Source organism: Streptomyces coacervatus, assembly GCF_029223485.1.
Classification (GTDB): domain Bacteria; phylum Actinomycetota; class Actinomycetes; order Streptomycetales; family Streptomycetaceae; genus Streptomyces; species Streptomyces coacervatus.
The window spans coordinates 46,617-61,727 of sequence record NZ_JARHTP010000006.1; the positions used below are offsets into that span (position 1 = coordinate 46,617).

At 70.3% G+C, this 15,111-nt stretch carries 15 protein-coding genes; 5 read left to right on the forward strand and 10 right to left on the reverse strand.

Features of this window, described 5'->3' with window-relative positions:
- Positions 1 to 10: 10 nt before the first annotated feature.
- Positions 11 to 1,354: a UDP-glucose dehydrogenase family protein gene (locus P2Q00_RS16170; RefSeq protein WP_275773219.1), complete on the forward strand. Its 1,344-nt coding sequence runs from the start codon at positions 11 to 13 to the stop codon at positions 1,352 to 1,354.
- Between the two features lie 118 nt (positions 1,355 to 1,472).
- On the opposite strand, the gene P2Q00_RS16175 is transcribed toward P2Q00_RS16170, so the two are convergent.
- Positions 1,473 to 1,973 (reverse strand): CGNR zinc finger domain-containing protein, encoded by a 501-nt coding sequence (locus tag P2Q00_RS16175; protein WP_275773220.1) that lies wholly within the window; start codon positions 1,971 to 1,973, stop codon positions 1,473 to 1,475.
- A gap of 80 nt (positions 1,974 to 2,053) precedes the next feature.
- On the opposite strand from P2Q00_RS16175, the gene P2Q00_RS16180 reads away from it, so the two are divergent.
- Entirely contained in the window at positions 2,054 to 2,419 is a 366-nt protein-coding gene (locus P2Q00_RS16180) for a VOC family protein (RefSeq protein ID WP_275773221.1), read from the forward strand.
- Positions 2,420 to 2,441: 22 nt separating this feature from the next.
- Positions 2,442 to 2,834 carry a VOC family protein gene (locus P2Q00_RS16185; RefSeq protein WP_425579574.1) on the forward strand — a complete coding sequence of 131 codons (393 nt, stop codon included), beginning with the start codon at positions 2,442 to 2,444 and terminating at the stop codon, positions 2,832 to 2,834.
- Positions 2,835 to 2,843: 9 nt separating this feature from the next.
- On the opposite strand, the gene P2Q00_RS16190 is transcribed toward P2Q00_RS16185, so the two are convergent.
- The 4 genes from P2Q00_RS16190 to P2Q00_RS16205 all read right to left on the reverse strand — a co-directional run bounded on the left by P2Q00_RS16190 (position 2,844) and on the right by P2Q00_RS16205 (position 6,920).
- On the reverse strand, positions 2,844 to 3,926 hold the full coding sequence (locus P2Q00_RS16190; RefSeq protein WP_275773223.1) for a dipeptidase: 1,083 nt from the start codon (positions 3,924 to 3,926) through the stop codon (positions 2,844 to 2,846).
- 137 nt (positions 3,927 to 4,063) lie between these two features.
- The gene (locus tag P2Q00_RS16195) at positions 4,064 to 5,242 is read right to left on the reverse strand and encodes a dipeptidase (protein ID WP_275773224.1); all 1,179 of its coding nucleotides are present in this window, start codon (positions 5,240 to 5,242) and stop codon (positions 4,064 to 4,066) included.
- Between the two features lie 5 nt (positions 5,243 to 5,247).
- A complete protein-coding gene (purE, locus tag P2Q00_RS16200) occupies positions 5,248 to 5,784 on the reverse strand; it encodes a 5-(carboxyamino)imidazole ribonucleotide mutase (RefSeq protein WP_275773225.1) in 537 nt (178 codons plus the stop codon).
- Positions 5,781 to 6,920 carry a 5-(carboxyamino)imidazole ribonucleotide synthase gene (locus P2Q00_RS16205; protein WP_275773226.1) on the reverse strand — a complete coding sequence of 380 codons (1,140 nt, stop codon included), beginning with the start codon at positions 6,918 to 6,920 and terminating at the stop codon, positions 5,781 to 5,783. The genes purE and P2Q00_RS16205 overlap by 4 nt, the downstream gene beginning before the upstream one ends.
- Before the next feature lie 200 nt (positions 6,921 to 7,120).
- On the opposite strand from P2Q00_RS16205, the gene P2Q00_RS16210 reads away from it, so the two are divergent.
- Positions 7,121 to 7,636, forward strand: a complete 516-nt coding sequence (locus tag P2Q00_RS16210; RefSeq protein WP_275773227.1) for a GtrA family protein — start codon at positions 7,121 to 7,123, stop codon at positions 7,634 to 7,636.
- Between the two features lie 89 nt (positions 7,637 to 7,725).
- Here the strand turns inward: P2Q00_RS16210 and P2Q00_RS16215 are convergent, their stop codons facing one another.
- A complete protein-coding gene (locus tag P2Q00_RS16215; protein WP_275773228.1) occupies positions 7,726 to 9,000 on the reverse strand; it encodes a sensor histidine kinase in 1,275 nt (424 codons plus the stop codon).
- A gap of 190 nt (positions 9,001 to 9,190) precedes the next feature.
- Positions 9,191 to 9,868, reverse strand: a complete 678-nt coding sequence (locus tag P2Q00_RS16220; protein ID WP_058928367.1) for a response regulator transcription factor — start codon at positions 9,866 to 9,868, stop codon at positions 9,191 to 9,193.
- Positions 9,869 to 10,169: 301 nt separating this feature from the next.
- Between P2Q00_RS16220 and P2Q00_RS16225 the strand changes: the two genes are divergently transcribed.
- Complete coding sequence (locus tag P2Q00_RS16225; RefSeq protein WP_275773229.1) at positions 10,170 to 11,708, forward strand: peptide MFS transporter; 1,539 nt, start codon at positions 10,170 to 10,172, stop codon at positions 11,706 to 11,708.
- Positions 11,709 to 11,821: 113 nt separating this feature from the next.
- Here the strand turns inward: P2Q00_RS16225 and P2Q00_RS16230 are convergent, their stop codons facing one another.
- From P2Q00_RS16230 to P2Q00_RS16240, 3 genes are read right to left on the reverse strand one after another with little or no spacing between them, the layout of a single operon-like run.
- Positions 11,822 to 13,132, reverse strand: coding sequence for a hypothetical protein (locus tag P2Q00_RS16230; protein WP_275773230.1), 1,311 nt, complete (start codon positions 13,130 to 13,132; stop codon positions 11,822 to 11,824).
- Positions 13,129 to 14,226, reverse strand: a complete 1,098-nt coding sequence (locus tag P2Q00_RS16235) for a hypothetical protein (RefSeq protein ID WP_275773231.1) — start codon at positions 14,224 to 14,226, stop codon at positions 13,129 to 13,131. Before P2Q00_RS16235 ends, P2Q00_RS16230 begins: the two co-directional genes overlap by 4 nt.
- Complete coding sequence (locus P2Q00_RS16240) at positions 14,223 to 15,050, reverse strand: hypothetical protein (RefSeq protein ID WP_275773232.1); 828 nt, start codon at positions 15,048 to 15,050, stop codon at positions 14,223 to 14,225. Before P2Q00_RS16240 ends, P2Q00_RS16235 begins: the two co-directional genes overlap by 4 nt.
- Positions 15,051 to 15,111: the final 61 nt, after the last annotated feature.

A 15,111-nucleotide genomic window follows, 5' to 3' on the forward strand; every position in this document is an offset into this window, starting at 1 on the left:
TGGAGCACCCATGAGCCTCAAGATCACCGTGATCGGCACCGGCTACCTCGGCGCCACGCACGCCGCGGCCATGGCCGAGCTGGGCTTCGAGGTGCTCGCCCTGGACATCGTGCGGGAGAAGATCGAGAAGCTGGAGCGCGGCGAGGCCCCCATGTTCGAGCCGGGGCTCGACGAGCTGCTGCGCAAGCATGTCGCCGGGTTCGAGGGGTCCACCGGGCGGCTCCGCTTCAGCATGGACTGGGCCGAGGTCGGGGCCTTCGGCGACGTCCACTTCCTGTGCATCAACACCCCGCAGAAGCACGGCGAGTACGCCTGCGACATGTCGTACGTCGATGCCGCCTTCGCTTCCCTGGCCCCGCATCTGACCGGGCCCGCGCTCGTCGTCGGCAAGTCGACCGTGCCCGTCGGTTCCGCCGACCGGCTCGCCCGCTACCTCGCCGAGAACGCCCCCGCCGGCGAGGACGCCGAGCTGGCCTGGAACCCGGAGTTCCTGCGCGAGGGCTTCGCCGTCGACGACACGCTGCACCCCGACCGGCTCGTGGTCGGCGTGCGCAGCGAGCGGGCCGAGAAGCTGCTGCGCGAGGTGTACGCGACGCCCATCGCCGAGGGGACGCCGTTCGTCGTCACGGACTTCCCGACCGCCGAGTTGGTGAAGACCTCCGCCAACTCCTTCCTCGCCACCAAGATCTCCTTCATCAACGCGATGGCGGAGATGTGCGAGGCGTCCGGCGGCGATGTCGCCAAGCTCGCCGAGGCCATCGGGTACGACGACCGGATCGGGAAGAAGTTCCTGCGGGCCGGCATCGGCTTCGGCGGCGGCTGTCTGCCCAAGGACATCCGGGCGTTCATGGCGCGCGCCGGTGAGCTCGGCGCCGACCAGGCGCTGACCTTCCTGCGCGAGATCGACTCCATCAACATGCGCCAGCGCGGGCAGATGGTGGAGCTGGCCCGGCAGGTGCTCGGCGGCGGCCCCTTCCTGGGCAAGCGGGTCGCGGTGCTCGGCGCCACGTTCAAGCCCGACTCGGACGACGTACGGGACTCCCCCGCGCTGAACGTCGCCGGGCAGATCCACCTCCAGGGCGGCCAGGTCACGGTCTACGACCCCAAGGGCATGGACAACGCCCGCAAGGTCTTCCCGACGCTCGGCTACGCCGACACCGCGATCGAGGCCGTGCGGGGCGCCCATGTCGTACTGCACCTGACGGAGTGGCGGGAGTTCCGCGAGCTGGACCCGGCGGCGCTGGGCGAGGTCGTGGCGGACCCGGTGATCCTTGACGGGCGCAACGCGCTGGACCCCGAGGTGTGGCGGAAGGCCGGATGGACGTACCGGGCGATGGGCCGCCCCACCGCTTAGCCGCGAAGGACCTCAGACGCGAACGACGCCGGTTCGGCCGAGGCTCAGTCGGCCGAACCGGCGTCTTGTTGCATTCTGCACCACCGGCCCGTGCCACGGCCGGTGAACCACATCTGAACTACTTCGCCCGATACCGGCGCATCTTCGCGCGCGCCCCGCACACCTGCATGGAGCACCAGCGGCCGCGTCCGGCCGGGCTGCGGTCGTAGTACGCCCAGTGACAGGTGACCGCCTCGCAGGCCTTCAGCCTGGTCCAGGTGCCCGCCACCAGCGCCTCGGCGACGGCGGCAGCGATACGGGAGAGCAGGGGGCGTACGTCCGCCGGGGCGAGCGCGGCCGAGCCGTCCTGTTCGTCGACCGTCAGCACCAGGGGCGCCTTCGCCAACAGGTCCCCCAGCGGGGTCACCTCGCGGTGCGGCTGGTGGCCGGCGTGGGCGAGCAGGGCCGCACGCAGGGACTCGCGCAGCTCACGGGCGCGCGGCAGCTCGTCCGCCGCGAGACCGAAGCGGGCCCGGCCTTCCGCCGTGTCCAGCGAGTCGGCGCCGGACTCGATGTCCAGCGTGTTCACCAGGGACTCGACCAGGACCAGGCCCCCCGGTGCGGCCGATCTCTCACTCATGCTTGCGACGTTACCTCCAATGCGGCAGCATGCAGTAACCGTTACTGGTTAATCCCTTCTATGGGTAACAGGAGGAAGTCATGGCTCTCGCCAAGCTGGGCGTCGTCGTCCTGGACTGTCCCGACCCGCGCGCGCTGGCCGGTTTCTACGCCGAGGTGCTGGGCGGCACGGTGGAGGACGAGGACGGAGGGGAGTGGGTCGACCTGAAGGTGCCCGGCGGACAGTCGCTCGCCTTCCAGGCCGCGCCCGGATTCACGGCCCCGCAGTGGCCTGCCCCGGACCACTCGCAGCAGTTCCATCTGGACCTGACCGTCGAGGACCTGGACGCGGCCGAGGCGGGCGTGCTGGCGCTCGGCGCGAAGCCGCTGGACGCCGGGGACCGCTCGCGCACCTGGCGTGTGTATGCGGACCCGGCGGGGCACCCGTTCTGTCTCTGCGCCTGCTGAACAAGGAGGAACCGTCGTGACCGTGGCACGCTTCCGCTCCGTCGTGCTCGACTGCCCCGACCCGCTCCCGCTCGCCCGCTTCTACGCCGCTGTCGCGGGCGGTACGCCCGACGAGGTGGACGCCGACTGGGTCGTACTCGACATCCCCGGCGGACCCAGGCTCGCCTTCCAGCGGGCGGAGGACTTCACACCGCCCGAGTGGCCGCGCGCGGACCGCAACTCGCAGCAGTTCCACCTCGACTTCGACGCCGGGGCGACCTGGGCGGAGATCGACGCGGCGCACGAGAGGGTGCTGGCGCTGGGCGCGCGGCCGCTGGATCTGGAGGACCGGGAGAAGAAGGACTTCCTGGTGTACGCCGATCCGGCGGGGCATCCGTTCTGCCTCTGCCGGATCGAGCCCGCCCACCGCGTCTGAAGGGTCTCGTCACCCGTCCACGTCGGCGATCTTCGCTGTCGACGGCTCGCGGCGCTGCTGGGTGGCGCGGGCCGTGAAGTCGGCGGTGCGCAGCACGCGTTGGACATTGCCCCAGGTCAGCAGGGCGATATCGGGCTCGGACCAGCCGCGGTGCAGGAGTTCCGCGATGAGGTGCGGGTAGCAGGAGGAGTCGCCGAGGTCCTGGGGGTGGGCGGTGCCGGCGTCGTAGGTGCCGGACAGGCCTACGCAGTCCGGGCCCGCCACCTCGCGCACATGGTCGAGGTGGTCGGCGACGTCCTGGACGGACGGGCCCGTCTGTTCCGGCGTCAACGGCACCATGCACAGACCCTTGGCGGCGCCCAGACCGGCAAGCAGGTCGTCGGGGAGGTTGGCGGGGTGGGGGCGCAGGGTGCCGGCGGCGGAGCGGGTGAACAGGACCGGCGCCCTGGAGACCGCCAGGGCACGGCGGGCGGTGTCCGCGGAGGCTCCGGAGAGGTCGGCGAGGACGCCCAGCCGGTTCATCTCGCGCAGCACCTCCTCGCCGAACCGGGTGAGCCCGTCCTCGCCGGCCCAGGACACGCCGGACAGGGTGAGGACGCACAGGCCGAGGGTGTGCAGGGCGCGCAGGATGCCGAGGGAGTCGCCGAGCGCGGCGGCCGCGGCGGGGCCGGGCAGCACGGCGATACGGCCGCAGTTGCGGGCGTCGGTGGCCTGCCCGGCGGTGCAGACGAGACGCAGCCCCTGGGGATGGGCCCGCACCACGGTGTTCACGAGGTCCAGCTGCTCCAGGGTCCCGGCGACGATCCGGTCCCCGGCGACGCCCTCCGGCAGATGCAGCGACCAGAACAGCACACCGACGTGCCCCTCACGCAGCCGCGGCACGTCCGTGTCGACGGCGCTCTCGCCGAGCTCCAGGTCGTACCAGTGCAGGTTCCTGAGGGCACACGGCAGTCCGTTGTAGCCGTCGGCGACGGGGTGGGCGGCGAGGATGGCGTGGGCACGCTCCAGAGGGGCGGCGCCCGAGGCGGCGACGGGTTTGTAGGGGTCCGGCAGGCCGTCGAGCTCGCTGGTGTCGTCCTGGAGGTCTGCCATGGCGGGCTCCGTACGTCGTGAATCGTCCCGTGGGGATACGGTCACCGTCGCACGGTCCGCCCGTCGCGGCACTTTCAGCGGAGCGCCCGGCAGCCCCTGCGCCTCGTGGCAGCGCAGGGACCGCTCGCTCGTGCCGGTCAGCCGTCGAGGGACTCGATCGTCGCGTTGGACGGGCCGCGCGTGGCCTGCAGATCCCGCGCCACGTCCTCCGCCGCGCCCAGCACACGTACCGCGTTCTGCCAGGTCAGCTTGGCCAGGTCGGGCTTGGACCAGCCGCGGTCGAGGAGCTCGGCGATCAGGTTCGGGTAGCCGGAGACGTCGCCGAGGCCGTCGGGGGTGAAGGCTGTGCCGTCGTAGTCGCCGCCGATGCCGAGGTGGTCGATGCCCGCCACCTCGCGCATGTGGTCCAAGTGGTCGGCGACCGTCGAGACCGTGGCGACCGGGCGCGGGTTGCGCTCCTCGAAGGCGCGGTGGACCTTCATCGCCTCGGCGGTGGTGTCGAGGTGGTGCAGGCCGTGGGCGCGCATGTTCTCGTCCGCCGCGAGGGTCCAGTCCACGGCCGCCTGCAGCACGAACTTCGGCACGAACGTCACCATCGCGACGCCGCCGTTGCCCGGCAGGCGTTCGAGGACGTCGTCCGGGATGTTGCGGGGATGGTCGCAGACCGCCCTCGACGACGAGTGGGAGAAGATCACCGGCGCGGACGTCGCGTCCATCGCGTCCCGCATGGTCGTCGCCGCCACATGCGAGAGGTCGACCAGCATGCCGAGGCGGTTCATCTCCCGGACCACCTCGCGGCCGAAGGCCGACAGACCGCCGACGCCGGGCTCGTCCGTCGCCGAGTCCGCCCACGGGTTGTTGTCGTTGTGGGTGAGCGTCATATAGCGCACGCCCAGCCCGTACAGCCCGCGCAGCGTGCCGAGCGAGCAGCCGATGGAGTGGCCGCCCTCCGCGCCCATGAGGGAGGCGATACGGCCCTCACCGCGCGCCGTCTCGATGTCGGCGGCCGTGAGCGCGGGCGCCAGGTCCGCCGGGTAGCGCGCCAGCAACTGCCGTACGCAGTCGATCTGTTCGAGGGTGGCCGGCACCGCGTCGGGCAGGTCCGAGCGGACGTACACCGACCAGTACTGCGCCCCGACGCCGCCCTCGCGCAGGCGCGGGATGTCGGTGTGCAGATGCGCGTTCTGGTGTACGGCGATGTCGCGGGCGTCGAGGTCGTAGCGGACCTGCTTGCGCAGTGCCCAGGGCAGGTCGTTGTGCCCGTCCACGACCGGGAACTCGGCGAGGAGTTCCCGGGCTTCCTCCAGGGAGGTCATCCGCGTCACTTCCCGAAGCCGAAGCCGCCGCCGTTGCCCTCGACCTTGGCACGCAGGCGCTTGCCCTTCTCGGTGGCCTGGTCGTTCAGTTCCTGCTGGAACTCCCGCATGCGGCCGAGGAGTTCGTCGTCCTGGGTGGCCAGGATGCGGGCCGCGAGCAGGCCCGCGTTGCGGGCGCCGGCGACGGAGACGGTCGCGACGGGGACGCCGGCCGGCATCTGCACGATGGAGAGCAGGGAGTCCATGCCGTCGAGGTACTTGAGCGGGACTGGGACGCCGATGACCGGGAGCGGGGTGACGGAGGCGAGCATGCCGGGGAGGTGGGCGGCGCCGCCCGCGCCCGCGATGATCACCTTCAGACCCCGCTCGGCAGCCTGCTCGCCGTACGTGATCATCTCGCGCGGCATGCGGTGCGCGGAGACGACGTCGACCTCGTAGTCGATCTCGAACTCGTCGAGGGCCTGGGCGGCGGCCTCCATGACGGGCCAGTCGGAGTCCGAACCCATGACGATGCCCACGACAGGGCCGGCAGCGGTGCTCATTCGGTGATCGTGCCTCTCAGGTAACCGGCAGCGTGACGTGCCCGCTCCAGGACGTCGTCCAGGTCGTCGCCGTAGGTGTTGACGTGGCCCACCTTGCGGCCGGGCTTCACGTCCTTGCCGTACATGTGGATCTTCAGCTGGGGGTCGCGGGCCATGCAGTGCAGATACGCGGAGTACATGTCCGGGTAGTCGCCGCCGAGGACGTTGACCATGACGGTCCACCTGGCGCGCGGGCGCGGGTCGCCGAGGGGGAGGTCCAGGACCGCGCGGACGTGGTTGGCGAACTGGGAGGTTATCGCCCCGTCCTGGGTCCAGTGGCCGGAGTTGTGCGGGCGCATCGCGAGCTCGTTGACGAGGATGCGGCCGTCGCGGGTCTGGAACAGCTCGACGGCGAGATGGCCGACGAGCTCCAGTTCCTTGGCGATGTTCAGGGCCAGCTGCTCGGCCTGCAGGGCGAGGGCCTCGTCGAGGCCGGGGGCGGGGGCGATCACGGTGTCGCAGACGCCGTTCACCTGCTGGGACTCGACGACCGGGTAGGCGACCGCCTGGCCGTGCGGGGAGCGGACGACGTTCGCCGCCAGCTCCCGTACGTAGTCGACCTTCTCCTCGGCGAGGACGGGGACGCCGGCGCGGAAGGGCGCCTCGGCCTGAGTCACATCGTCGACGACCCACACACCCTTGCCGTCGTAGCCGCCGCGGACGGTCTTGAGGACGACAGGGAAGCCGTCGCCCTCCGCCGCGAAGGCGGCCACGTCGGCCGGGTCGCTCACGATCCGGTGCCGTGGGCACGGCACGCCGATCGCGTCGAGCTTCGCGCGCATCACACCCTTGTCCTGGGCGTGCACGAGCGCGTCGGGGCCCGGGCGCACGGGGATGCCGTCCGCCTCCAGGGCCCGTAGATGCTCGGTGGGTACATGTTCGTGATCGAAGGTGATCACATCGCAGCCCCTCGCGAAGTCGCGCAGCGTGTCGAGATCGCGATAGTCGCCGATGACGACATCGCTGACGACCTGCGCCGCGGAATCCTGAGGGGTGTCACTGAGGAGCTTGAATCTGATGCCGAGCGGGATGCCTGCCTCGTGTGTCATACGAGCAAGCTGGCCTCCGCCGACCATGCCGACTACCGGGAACGTCACGCCCCTAGGGTATCGGCCGCGCCACACTGGCCGGTTTCCGGCTGTTTTCCGGCCCTCTTACCCGGGCCTTTCCGGGCTTTTCCGGTCCTCTTCCCGACCTGTATCCGACCTGTGAACTCAACCACAGGCGTTTGAGAAGGGGGGTGGTTAGCATGGCTGGGTTGACAAAACCGACCGACCGAATGGGGGCCTGCACGGCCATGGGACATGGTTCCGCCGGGCTGCGAAGGCTCGCACACGAAGTTGCCAAGTTCGGTGCGGTGGGTGCACTGGGCACCATCGTGAACTTCGGAGTCTCCAATCTCCTCTGGCACCTCACGAGCCTGCAGGCCGTGCGTGCCAATGTGATCGCCACTGTCGTCGCGATCGCCTTCAACTACGTGGGCTTCCGCTACTTCACCTACCGGGACCGCGACAAGGGCGACCGGGCCAAGGAGCTCACCCTTTTCCTCGCGTTCAGCGCGGTCGGCCTGGTGATCGAGAACGGCATCCTTTACGCGGCCATCTACGGCTTCGGCTGGGAGAGCTCGCTGGAGCGCAACGTCTTCAAGTTCGTCGGCATCGCTATCGCCACACTGTTCCGGTTCTGGTCGTACCGCACCTGGGTGTTCAAGTCACTCCCCGCCCACGAGGCAGTCGCCAGCGCCGAATCGTTCCTGGAAGAGGCCGAGAAGGCCGAGGCCGAACGCCCGAAGCCCAAGGCACGCGTGAGCTGAAGCGCCCCGAAGGGGCGCGGGGAACTGCGCGACCAGCCACGACGGCGCCGCAGTGGACCGACGGCCCATTGCGCCCCGCGGAGCGAGCCTCAGCGGACCATAGGCTCCTCGTCCTCCGCCGGAGGCCTCTTCAGCGGCGTACGAGACAGGAACAGACCGAACACCGGCGGCTGAGTCTGCAGCATCTCCAGACGCCCGCCGTCCGCCTCCGCCAGATCCCGCGCCACCGCCAGCCCGATGCCCGTCGAGTTCCGTCCGCTGATCGTGCGCTCGAAGATCCGCGCCCCGAGGTCGGCGGGCACGCCGGGCCCTTCGTCGGTGACCTCCACGACCGCCTGGTTGCCGGTCACCCGAGTACGCAGCGCCACCGTGCCCCCGCCGTGCATCAGCGAGTTCTCGATCAGCGCCGCCAGCACCTGCGCGACCGCGCCCGGCGTGCCGACCGCCTGCAGATGCCGCTTGCCGGAGCTCACGATCGCCCGCCCCGTCTGGCGGTACGCGGGCCGCCACTCGGCGAGCTGCTGCTGGATGACCTCGTCGAGATCGAAGGAGACGGCGCTGCCGGTGCGGGGGTCACGGGCGTTGGTCAGCAGCCGCTCCACCACGTCCGTCAGCCGCTCGACCTGGGCGAGCGCGACGTTGGCCTCCTCCTTCACCGTGTCCGGGTCGTCGGTGAGGGTGATCTCCTCCAGCCGCATCGACAGCGCGGTCAGCGGCGTACGCAGCTGGTGGGAGGCGTCGGCGGCCAGCCGCCGCTCGGCGGTGAGCATGCGGCCGATGCGCTCGGCGGAGGAGTCCAGCACGTCCGCGACCCGGTCCAGCTCGGGAACGCCGTACCGCTTGTGACGGGGCCGCGGGTCGCCGGAACCCAGCCGCTCGGCGGTCTCCGCGAGGTCGGTGAGCGGGGATGCGAGCCGGTTGGCCTGCCGGATCGCCAGCAGTACGGCGGCGACCACGGCGAGCAGCGCGACCAGCCCGATGACCAGCAGCGTCCGGCCGACCTCGCGGCTCACGGTCGAACGCGGCTCCTCGACGACGACCCGCTCGCCCTCCTCGCCCGTGGCCCGCCCGCGGATGACCTCACCCTCGGGCTTGGTCCCGACCTCGATGGCGGACTGCCCCGGGAGCTGGACCACGGCGTACCGCTCCCCCGTGACCTGGCCCTTCAGCACCTCGGCGCTGACGGTCCCCGCCCCGATGAGCCGACTGTCCACAATGCTGGCCAGCCGCTGCGCCTCGGAGCTCACCCGTTCCTGGGCACTGTTGCTGATGGTCCGCGTCTCGACGATGACCAGAGACACACCGAAGACAGCGATGACCACGAGCACAACAGCCAGCGTGGACTGAATAAGACGACGACGCACAGGGCCCTCCGGGCAATGGTTCTACGACGACCAGTGTGCCGGTGGGAGCCTGAAAACGCCGGGCCCGGGCACCCCCCTCAGGGGCGCGGGCCGCATCGATTTGCGGCTCCGCCGCGTGGGCGCGACCAGCCACAGACGACAGTCAGCCGCGCACCGACCCAAGCCACGACGGCGCAACGCGCGTAGCCAACTAACTCTTCTCGAACCGGAAACCCACACCCCGCACGGTGGCGATATACCGCGGGTTCGCCGCATCGTCACCCAACTTCTTACGCAGCCACGAGATGTGCATGTCCAACGTCTTCGTGGACGACCACCAGGTGGTGTCCCACACCTCGCGCATCAGCTGATCCCGGGTGACAACCCGCCCCGCGTCCCGCACAAGAACCCGCAGCAGGTCGAACTCCTTGGCGGTGAGCTGGAGTTCCTCGTCCCCCATCCACGCACGGTGCGACTCGACGTCGATCCGCACGCCGTGCGTGGCAGGCGGCTGCGCCGGCTCCGCGGCGCCGCGGCGGAGCAGCGCCCGCACCCGGGCGAGCAGTTCGGCAAGGCGGAACGGCTTGGTGACGTAGTCGTCGGCGCCGGCGTCGAGACCGACGACGGTGTCCACCTCGTCGGCACGCGCGGTCAGGATGAGGATCGGCACGGTGTGGCCTTCGGCGCGCAGCCGGCGGGCGACCTCGAGGCCGTCCATGCCGGGCAGACCGAGATCCAGCACGACCAGGTCGACGCCGCCCTGCATTCCGGCGTCGAGTGCGGTGGGGCCGTCCTCGCGGACCTCGACCTCGTAGCCTTCCCGGCGCAGTGCGCGGGCCAGCGGCTCCGAGATGGACGCGTCGTCCTCGGCGAGCAGTACACGGGTCATGAGGTGATGGTAGTCCGCTCTTGACAGGTGCTGTGGTGTGATCGGCACCCGTGATTCTTACCTTTGGACGCACCGAACCGAACCTGTGTCTGTGCGGTGCGATCCTGAAAGAGACCTTGGAAAAGGCGTGTACGGTTCCACTTCCACCTGTGATCCGCGTCTCAAGTCCTTCCATATCCGGCACTGTCCTGCCGTATGGTGATTCAACGCCTGTAGCACTGCGGGGACCTTTGGCGACGACTTGACGCCGAAGGTCTCTTTTGTGTGCGGTAAACCCCCACCACAGCAGCAAGGAACGACCATGGCGTCCAGCCTGACGAAGGACTCGGTCCGCCCGGGCACCCCCGGTTCCGAGAAGACCTTCTTCGGCCACCCTCGCGGTCTGGCCACCCTCTTCATGACCGAGATGTGGGAGCGATTCTCCTACTACGGCATGAAAGCTCTGCTCACCGTCTACCTGCTCTCCGGCGGCCCCGGCGCCGGCAAGGGGAGCATGGGCGGCGGCCTGGCCATGGACGTGGCCACCACCACGGTGATCGTCTCCGTCTACTCGGCGATGGTGTACCTGCTCGCCATGCCCGGCGGCTGGCTCGGCGACCGCGTCTGGGGCCCCCGCAAGACGGTGACCATCGCGGCCGTCACGATCATGGCCGGCCACATCACGCTGGCACTGCCCGGCGGTCAGGCACCGTTCTTCGCAGGTCTGGCGCTGGTCGCGGCCGGTTCCGGTCTGCTCAAGGCCAACATCTCCACGATGGTGGGCCACCTCTACAACGGCCCGGACGACCCGCGCCGCGACGGCGGCTTCACGATCTTCTACATGGGCATCAACGCCGGCGCGTTCTTCGCCCCGCTGACCATCGGCACCGTCGGCCAGGAGGTCAGCTGGCACCTGGGCTTCGGCATGGCCGCCGTCGGCATGGCGATCGGCCTGGCCGCGTTCCTGCTCGGCACCCGCAACCTGAACCCGAAGAGCAGCGTCGTCCCGAAGCCGCTGGCGGCCGAGGAGCGCACGGCCTTTCTGCGCAAGGGTCTGCTCTGGGTGATCGCCGCGACCGTCTTCTACGGCGTCGTCGGTGTCACCGGCCACTTCACGCTGAACTGGGCGATGATCCCGCTCACCGTCATCGGCCTGATCGTCCCGGCGGGTGTGCTGCTGCGCATCAAGCGGGACAAGGACCTGTCGGCCACGGACCAGTCGAAGATGACCGGCTACATCTGGTTCTTCGTCGCGGCCGCCGTGTTCTGGATGATCTACGACCAGGGCGCCTCCACCGTCCAGGCCTTCGGCGAGGGCAAGGCCGCGCACTCGATGCTCGGCTTCGGCTTCCCGACCTCCTGGTACCAGTCGCTGAACCCGCTGTTCGTCATGGCGCTGGCCCCGGTCTTCGCCTGGATCTGGATGTGGCTGAACCGCCAGGGCAAGGAGCCCAGCACCATCGTGAAGTTCTCGATGGGCCTGGTCCTGATCGGCGTCTCGTTCTTCTTCTTCCTGATCCCGCTCGCGATGGCGGCGAACGGCACCGCGGTCAGCCCGATGTGGCTGGTGGGCATCTACTTCATCCAGACCGTGGGTGAGCTGTGCCTGTCGCCGGTGGGCCTGTCCGTGACGACGAAGATGGCTCCGGCCAAGTACGCCAGCCAGATGATGGGCGTGTGGTTCCTCGCGGTCACCGCGGGTGACTCGATCACCGGCCTGCTGTCGAACCCGGCGATCGCGGGGGTCGACCTCAGCGGTACCCCTGCGGTCTTCGGCGAAGCCGCCCTTGCTGCCCTCGCGGGCTTTGCGGTGTGGATGTATCGGCGGAAGGTGAAGTCGCTCATGGGTGACGTGCACTGAGCGTTGGCTTTGCCGAAAGGGCCGTTGCATCCACGTGGGTGCGGCGGCCCTTTCGTCTGCCGGTTGTATGTGGCTGGTCGCGCAGTTCCCCGCGCCCCTGAAAAACAGGACGGTTACCGGACCCTGCGGCCTGGCAGGAACGTGAACACGCCCGCGCCCAACAACACCGCCGTACCGGCCACCAGGCCCAAGGCCTTCAGCGCACCGTGATCATCCGAACCCGTCTCCGCCAAGCCTCCGCTCGACGACGAGGACGACGACGAACCACCCGACGCCCCGCTCGCCTGCTGCGTCGTGTCCAGGGTCAGGGAGACCTCTGTCTTGTCGGGCTTGCAGGTTGTGGTCGTACCGAGGGCGTTGATGGTGAGGACGCCCGGCGACAAGGTCGACTTGCCGTCCGCGCCCGGCTTGTAGGTGCCCGTCAGGTCGGGGATCTCGATGGGGTCGCCGGACTTGATCTCCTTGGAGTTCGTCGGGCCCTCGACGTGCACCGTGCCCTTGTCGGCGCCGCCCAGGACCACCTCCATCGACGGCTTGACCGAGCCCTTCGGGATGTCGGCCGGGCTGTCCATCACGGACTTCTTGAACTGCACGGTGAGGTCGAAACTGCCGCCGTTCTTCTTGGCGTCGATCTGGATGGGCGAGGTCGCCTTCTTCTCGCCGATGGGCGACTGGCAGGTGTAGGGGATGTCGACTTCCTTGCCGGTGAAGTCGGTCTGGTCGCTGCCGGTGCCGTCACTGGCGGACGCGGAGGCCGACGCGGTCGCCGTGTCCGAGGCGGAGGCTGAGGGCGAGGCCGACTGCGACGCCGAGTCCGTCGGGTCCGGTGTCGTGCTCGACGAGCTTCCGTCGCCCGGCGACACCTCGATGGTCGCCGCCTTCTGCACCGTCTGGGTCGGCGTGCACTTGGTGTCCGTCGACATGGCGTTGACGGTGTATGCGTCCGGGGTGAGCGTCACCTCGCCCGGTGTCGTCAGCTTCAGGGTGCCCTTCATGTCGGACAGGACCATGGCGCCGCCCTTGGGGATGGCCGGGTTCTCCCGCGCCCCCTGCATCGCAATGGCGGCCGCCTGCGCACCCGCCGCCTTGAGCACCCCGGACGGCTGGACCGAGTTGGCGGGCAGGTCGATGATGTCGGGGTTCTTGGAGGCGGCCTGGACGAACTTCCATACGACGTCCACCGTGTCGCCCACCTTCGCCGTGGCCGGCGCGGTGATCTCGACCTTCGTGGTGCCGTCGACGGGGGTGATGCCCGCGGGCGGCACGCAGTGCGTCGCGAACGACACCTCCGCGGCCTGCGCGGGGGCGGCGGCCAGGCCCAGCAGGACGCCTGCCGAGCCCAGTACCAGCGCGGCGCCCGCCGCACCCGCTCTGCCGCTGCCGCTGCCGCTGCCGACCGGTGTGACTCTCCTGCGCTTTCTCACGGGGGTCCTTTCCTGGTGGGAGTCGTAGGACTCGTGGGAGTCGTAGGACTCGTCGGGCTGTCGTCGTGCGGTGCGGAGAGCCGACCGGCCGTGCCCGGATCGGAGTCCGGGGTGAACCACGGCAGGGTCGAAGTGGAGGCGGGCGCTTCTGCCGCCCGGGTGCTGAACTTGGGCATGTGCAGGGCGAGTTCGGGCAGGCGCAGCCCGCGATGCCTGAGCCCGCCGGCGCGGCGCGGCCGTACCCGGTCCACGACGGCCATCCCGGCGCGGAACACCGCGGCCGGCACGACCAGGCAGACCAGGAGCCAGAACAGGGTCACGCCCCAGGGGCGGCCCACGCCCCAGGGCTGCTCGGCGAGGACCTTCCCGTCGTACTTGAGGGAGACGGTGTAGTCGCCGTGCGCGCCCGCCGTGAGTTCGACGGGGAGCTCGATCTGCGCCCTCTTGCCGGGCGCGATGGTGCCGCGCCACTGCTGGTCCTCCCACTGCGGGGCGAACACGCCGTGGGAGGTGCCGAGTTGGAAGACCGGGTTCTTGATCGCGGTCGTACCGGCGTTGCCGACGGTGAGGACGAGGGTGCGCGAGGGCGGAGCACCGAACCAGGTGAGCAGGCCGCTCGATCCGTCTAGCCGGACGTCCGTGAGGACCGACAGACGCCCGCCGGACGGTTCGGCGGGAAGCGGTTCCACGGCGTGCCCGGCCACCTGGAAGACCGCGTCCGCCTGCGCCTTCGTGCCCTCGACGGTCGCCACGTGCACCACGCACGGGCACGGCACCGGCGGTTCGGCGACCGGCAGCTTCTTGCTGAAGGAGCCCTTGGCGTCGGTGGTGACGGCCCTTCCGTCCGCGTTGGCGCAGGAGTTGGTGCCGCCGATCACGCCCCGGGACGGCGTCGACTGTCCGCAGACCAGCATCATCAGCAGGGCGTGCGAACGCCAGCCGCTCCCGCTGACGGTGACCGAACCGCCGGTACCGGCCTGGGACCTGGAGAGTTTCACGGTGGGCCCGTCCGCCGTCGCCGTCCCCGCCGTCAGGGGCAGCAGGAGCAGCGCGAGCACTCCCAGCAACGCCGTGATCCGCAGCTTGCCGTTCACGTCACCGCTCCCGTCAACTCGACTTCCGTACGCGGGGGTTCGAGCGCCTCGTCATCGGTCGTACGGCGCCTGCGACGTCGTACGAGAAGCAGCGCACCCCCTGCCGCCACCGCACCCGCGATCCCCGCCACCGCACCCCACGGCACGAACCGCGCCGACGCCCCGGCCGAGTCGTGCGCGCCGCCCGCCGCCGTCACGGTCAGCCGTACGTCGACGGTGTCCAGGGCGGGGCGGTCCGGCCACGGCTCGGTGAGTTGCAGGCGGCGGCCGGGGGCGAGGCGGATCGGCAGGGTGCGCGAAGGGCGGTCGAGGACCGGGCCGAAGACACCGTCCGCGTGCACGGCGAGGCGCGGTACGAGGGTGGTCGTACCGCGGTTGACCAGGTCGTATGTGATGCTGTGGCCGCTCATGGCGACGTGCTCGACGGTCAGCGCGGACAGCGCCGGTCCGCCCACCCGCAGACGGACCGGGACCGTGGCCTTGCGGCCGTCCTGGTCGCGGGCGACGATCTCGCCCGCGCGGTCGTCGCGCGCGCTCACCGTGAAGGGGACGTCGGCGCGGGTGCGGGCGGGCACCCGTACCCGGCCCGCCGCGAAGGTGACCGGGATGCCGGTGCCGCTCAGCCGCACCGTGACCGCCCGCCCAGTCCGATTGACCACGGACACCGTGTCCTGCAGAACCGCCCCGGGCGCGCCCTCGGCGTAGAAGGACGGACGCCCGCCGCCGGAGGGCACGAGCGACCAGCCATCTGCGGCCGAGGCAGCCGGGGCGGCGGTCATCACCAGCAACAGGGACACAAGCAGAACACGGGCAGCAGATGGCATCCGGCGGCTCCAGTGGTCGTAAGTCGGCGGTGGGCAGCGCCCCGTAAGGGGCGCGGGGAAC

Excerpts from the sequence above, each read along its gene's own strand:
- P2Q00_RS16180 (WP_275773221.1), top strand. The coding sequence starts at position 2,054 with ATGGCTCTCGCCAAGCTGGGCGTCGTCGTCCTGGACTGTCCCGACCCG.
- P2Q00_RS16170 (WP_275773219.1), top strand. The coding sequence starts at position 11 with ATGAGCCTCAAGATCACCGTGATCGGCACCGGCTACCTCGGCGCCACG.
- P2Q00_RS16225 (WP_275773229.1), top strand. The coding sequence starts at position 10,170 with ATGGCGTCCAGCCTGACGAAGGACTCGGTCCGCCCGGGCACCCCCGGT.
- P2Q00_RS16190 (WP_275773223.1), bottom strand. The coding sequence starts at position 3,926 with ATGGCAGACCTCCAGGACGACACCAGCGAGCTCGACGGCCTGCCGGAC.
- P2Q00_RS16240 (WP_275773232.1), bottom strand. The coding sequence starts at position 15,050 with ATGCCATCTGCTGCCCGTGTTCTGCTTGTGTCCCTGTTGCTGGTGATG.
- P2Q00_RS16220 (WP_058928367.1), bottom strand. The coding sequence starts at position 9,868 with ATGACCCGTGTACTGCTCGCCGAGGACGACGCGTCCATCTCGGAGCCG.
- purE (WP_275773225.1), bottom strand. The coding sequence starts at position 5,784 with ATGAGCACCGCTGCCGGCCCTGTCGTGGGCATCGTCATGGGTTCGGAC.
- P2Q00_RS16210 (WP_275773227.1), top strand. The coding sequence starts at position 7,121 with ATGGGACATGGTTCCGCCGGGCTGCGAAGGCTCGCACACGAAGTTGCC.
- P2Q00_RS16175 (WP_275773220.1), bottom strand. The coding sequence starts at position 1,973 with ATGAGTGAGAGATCGGCCGCACCGGGGGGCCTGGTCCTGGTCGAGTCC.
- P2Q00_RS16195 (WP_275773224.1), bottom strand. The coding sequence starts at position 5,242 with ATGACCTCCCTGGAGGAAGCCCGGGAACTCCTCGCCGAGTTCCCGGTC.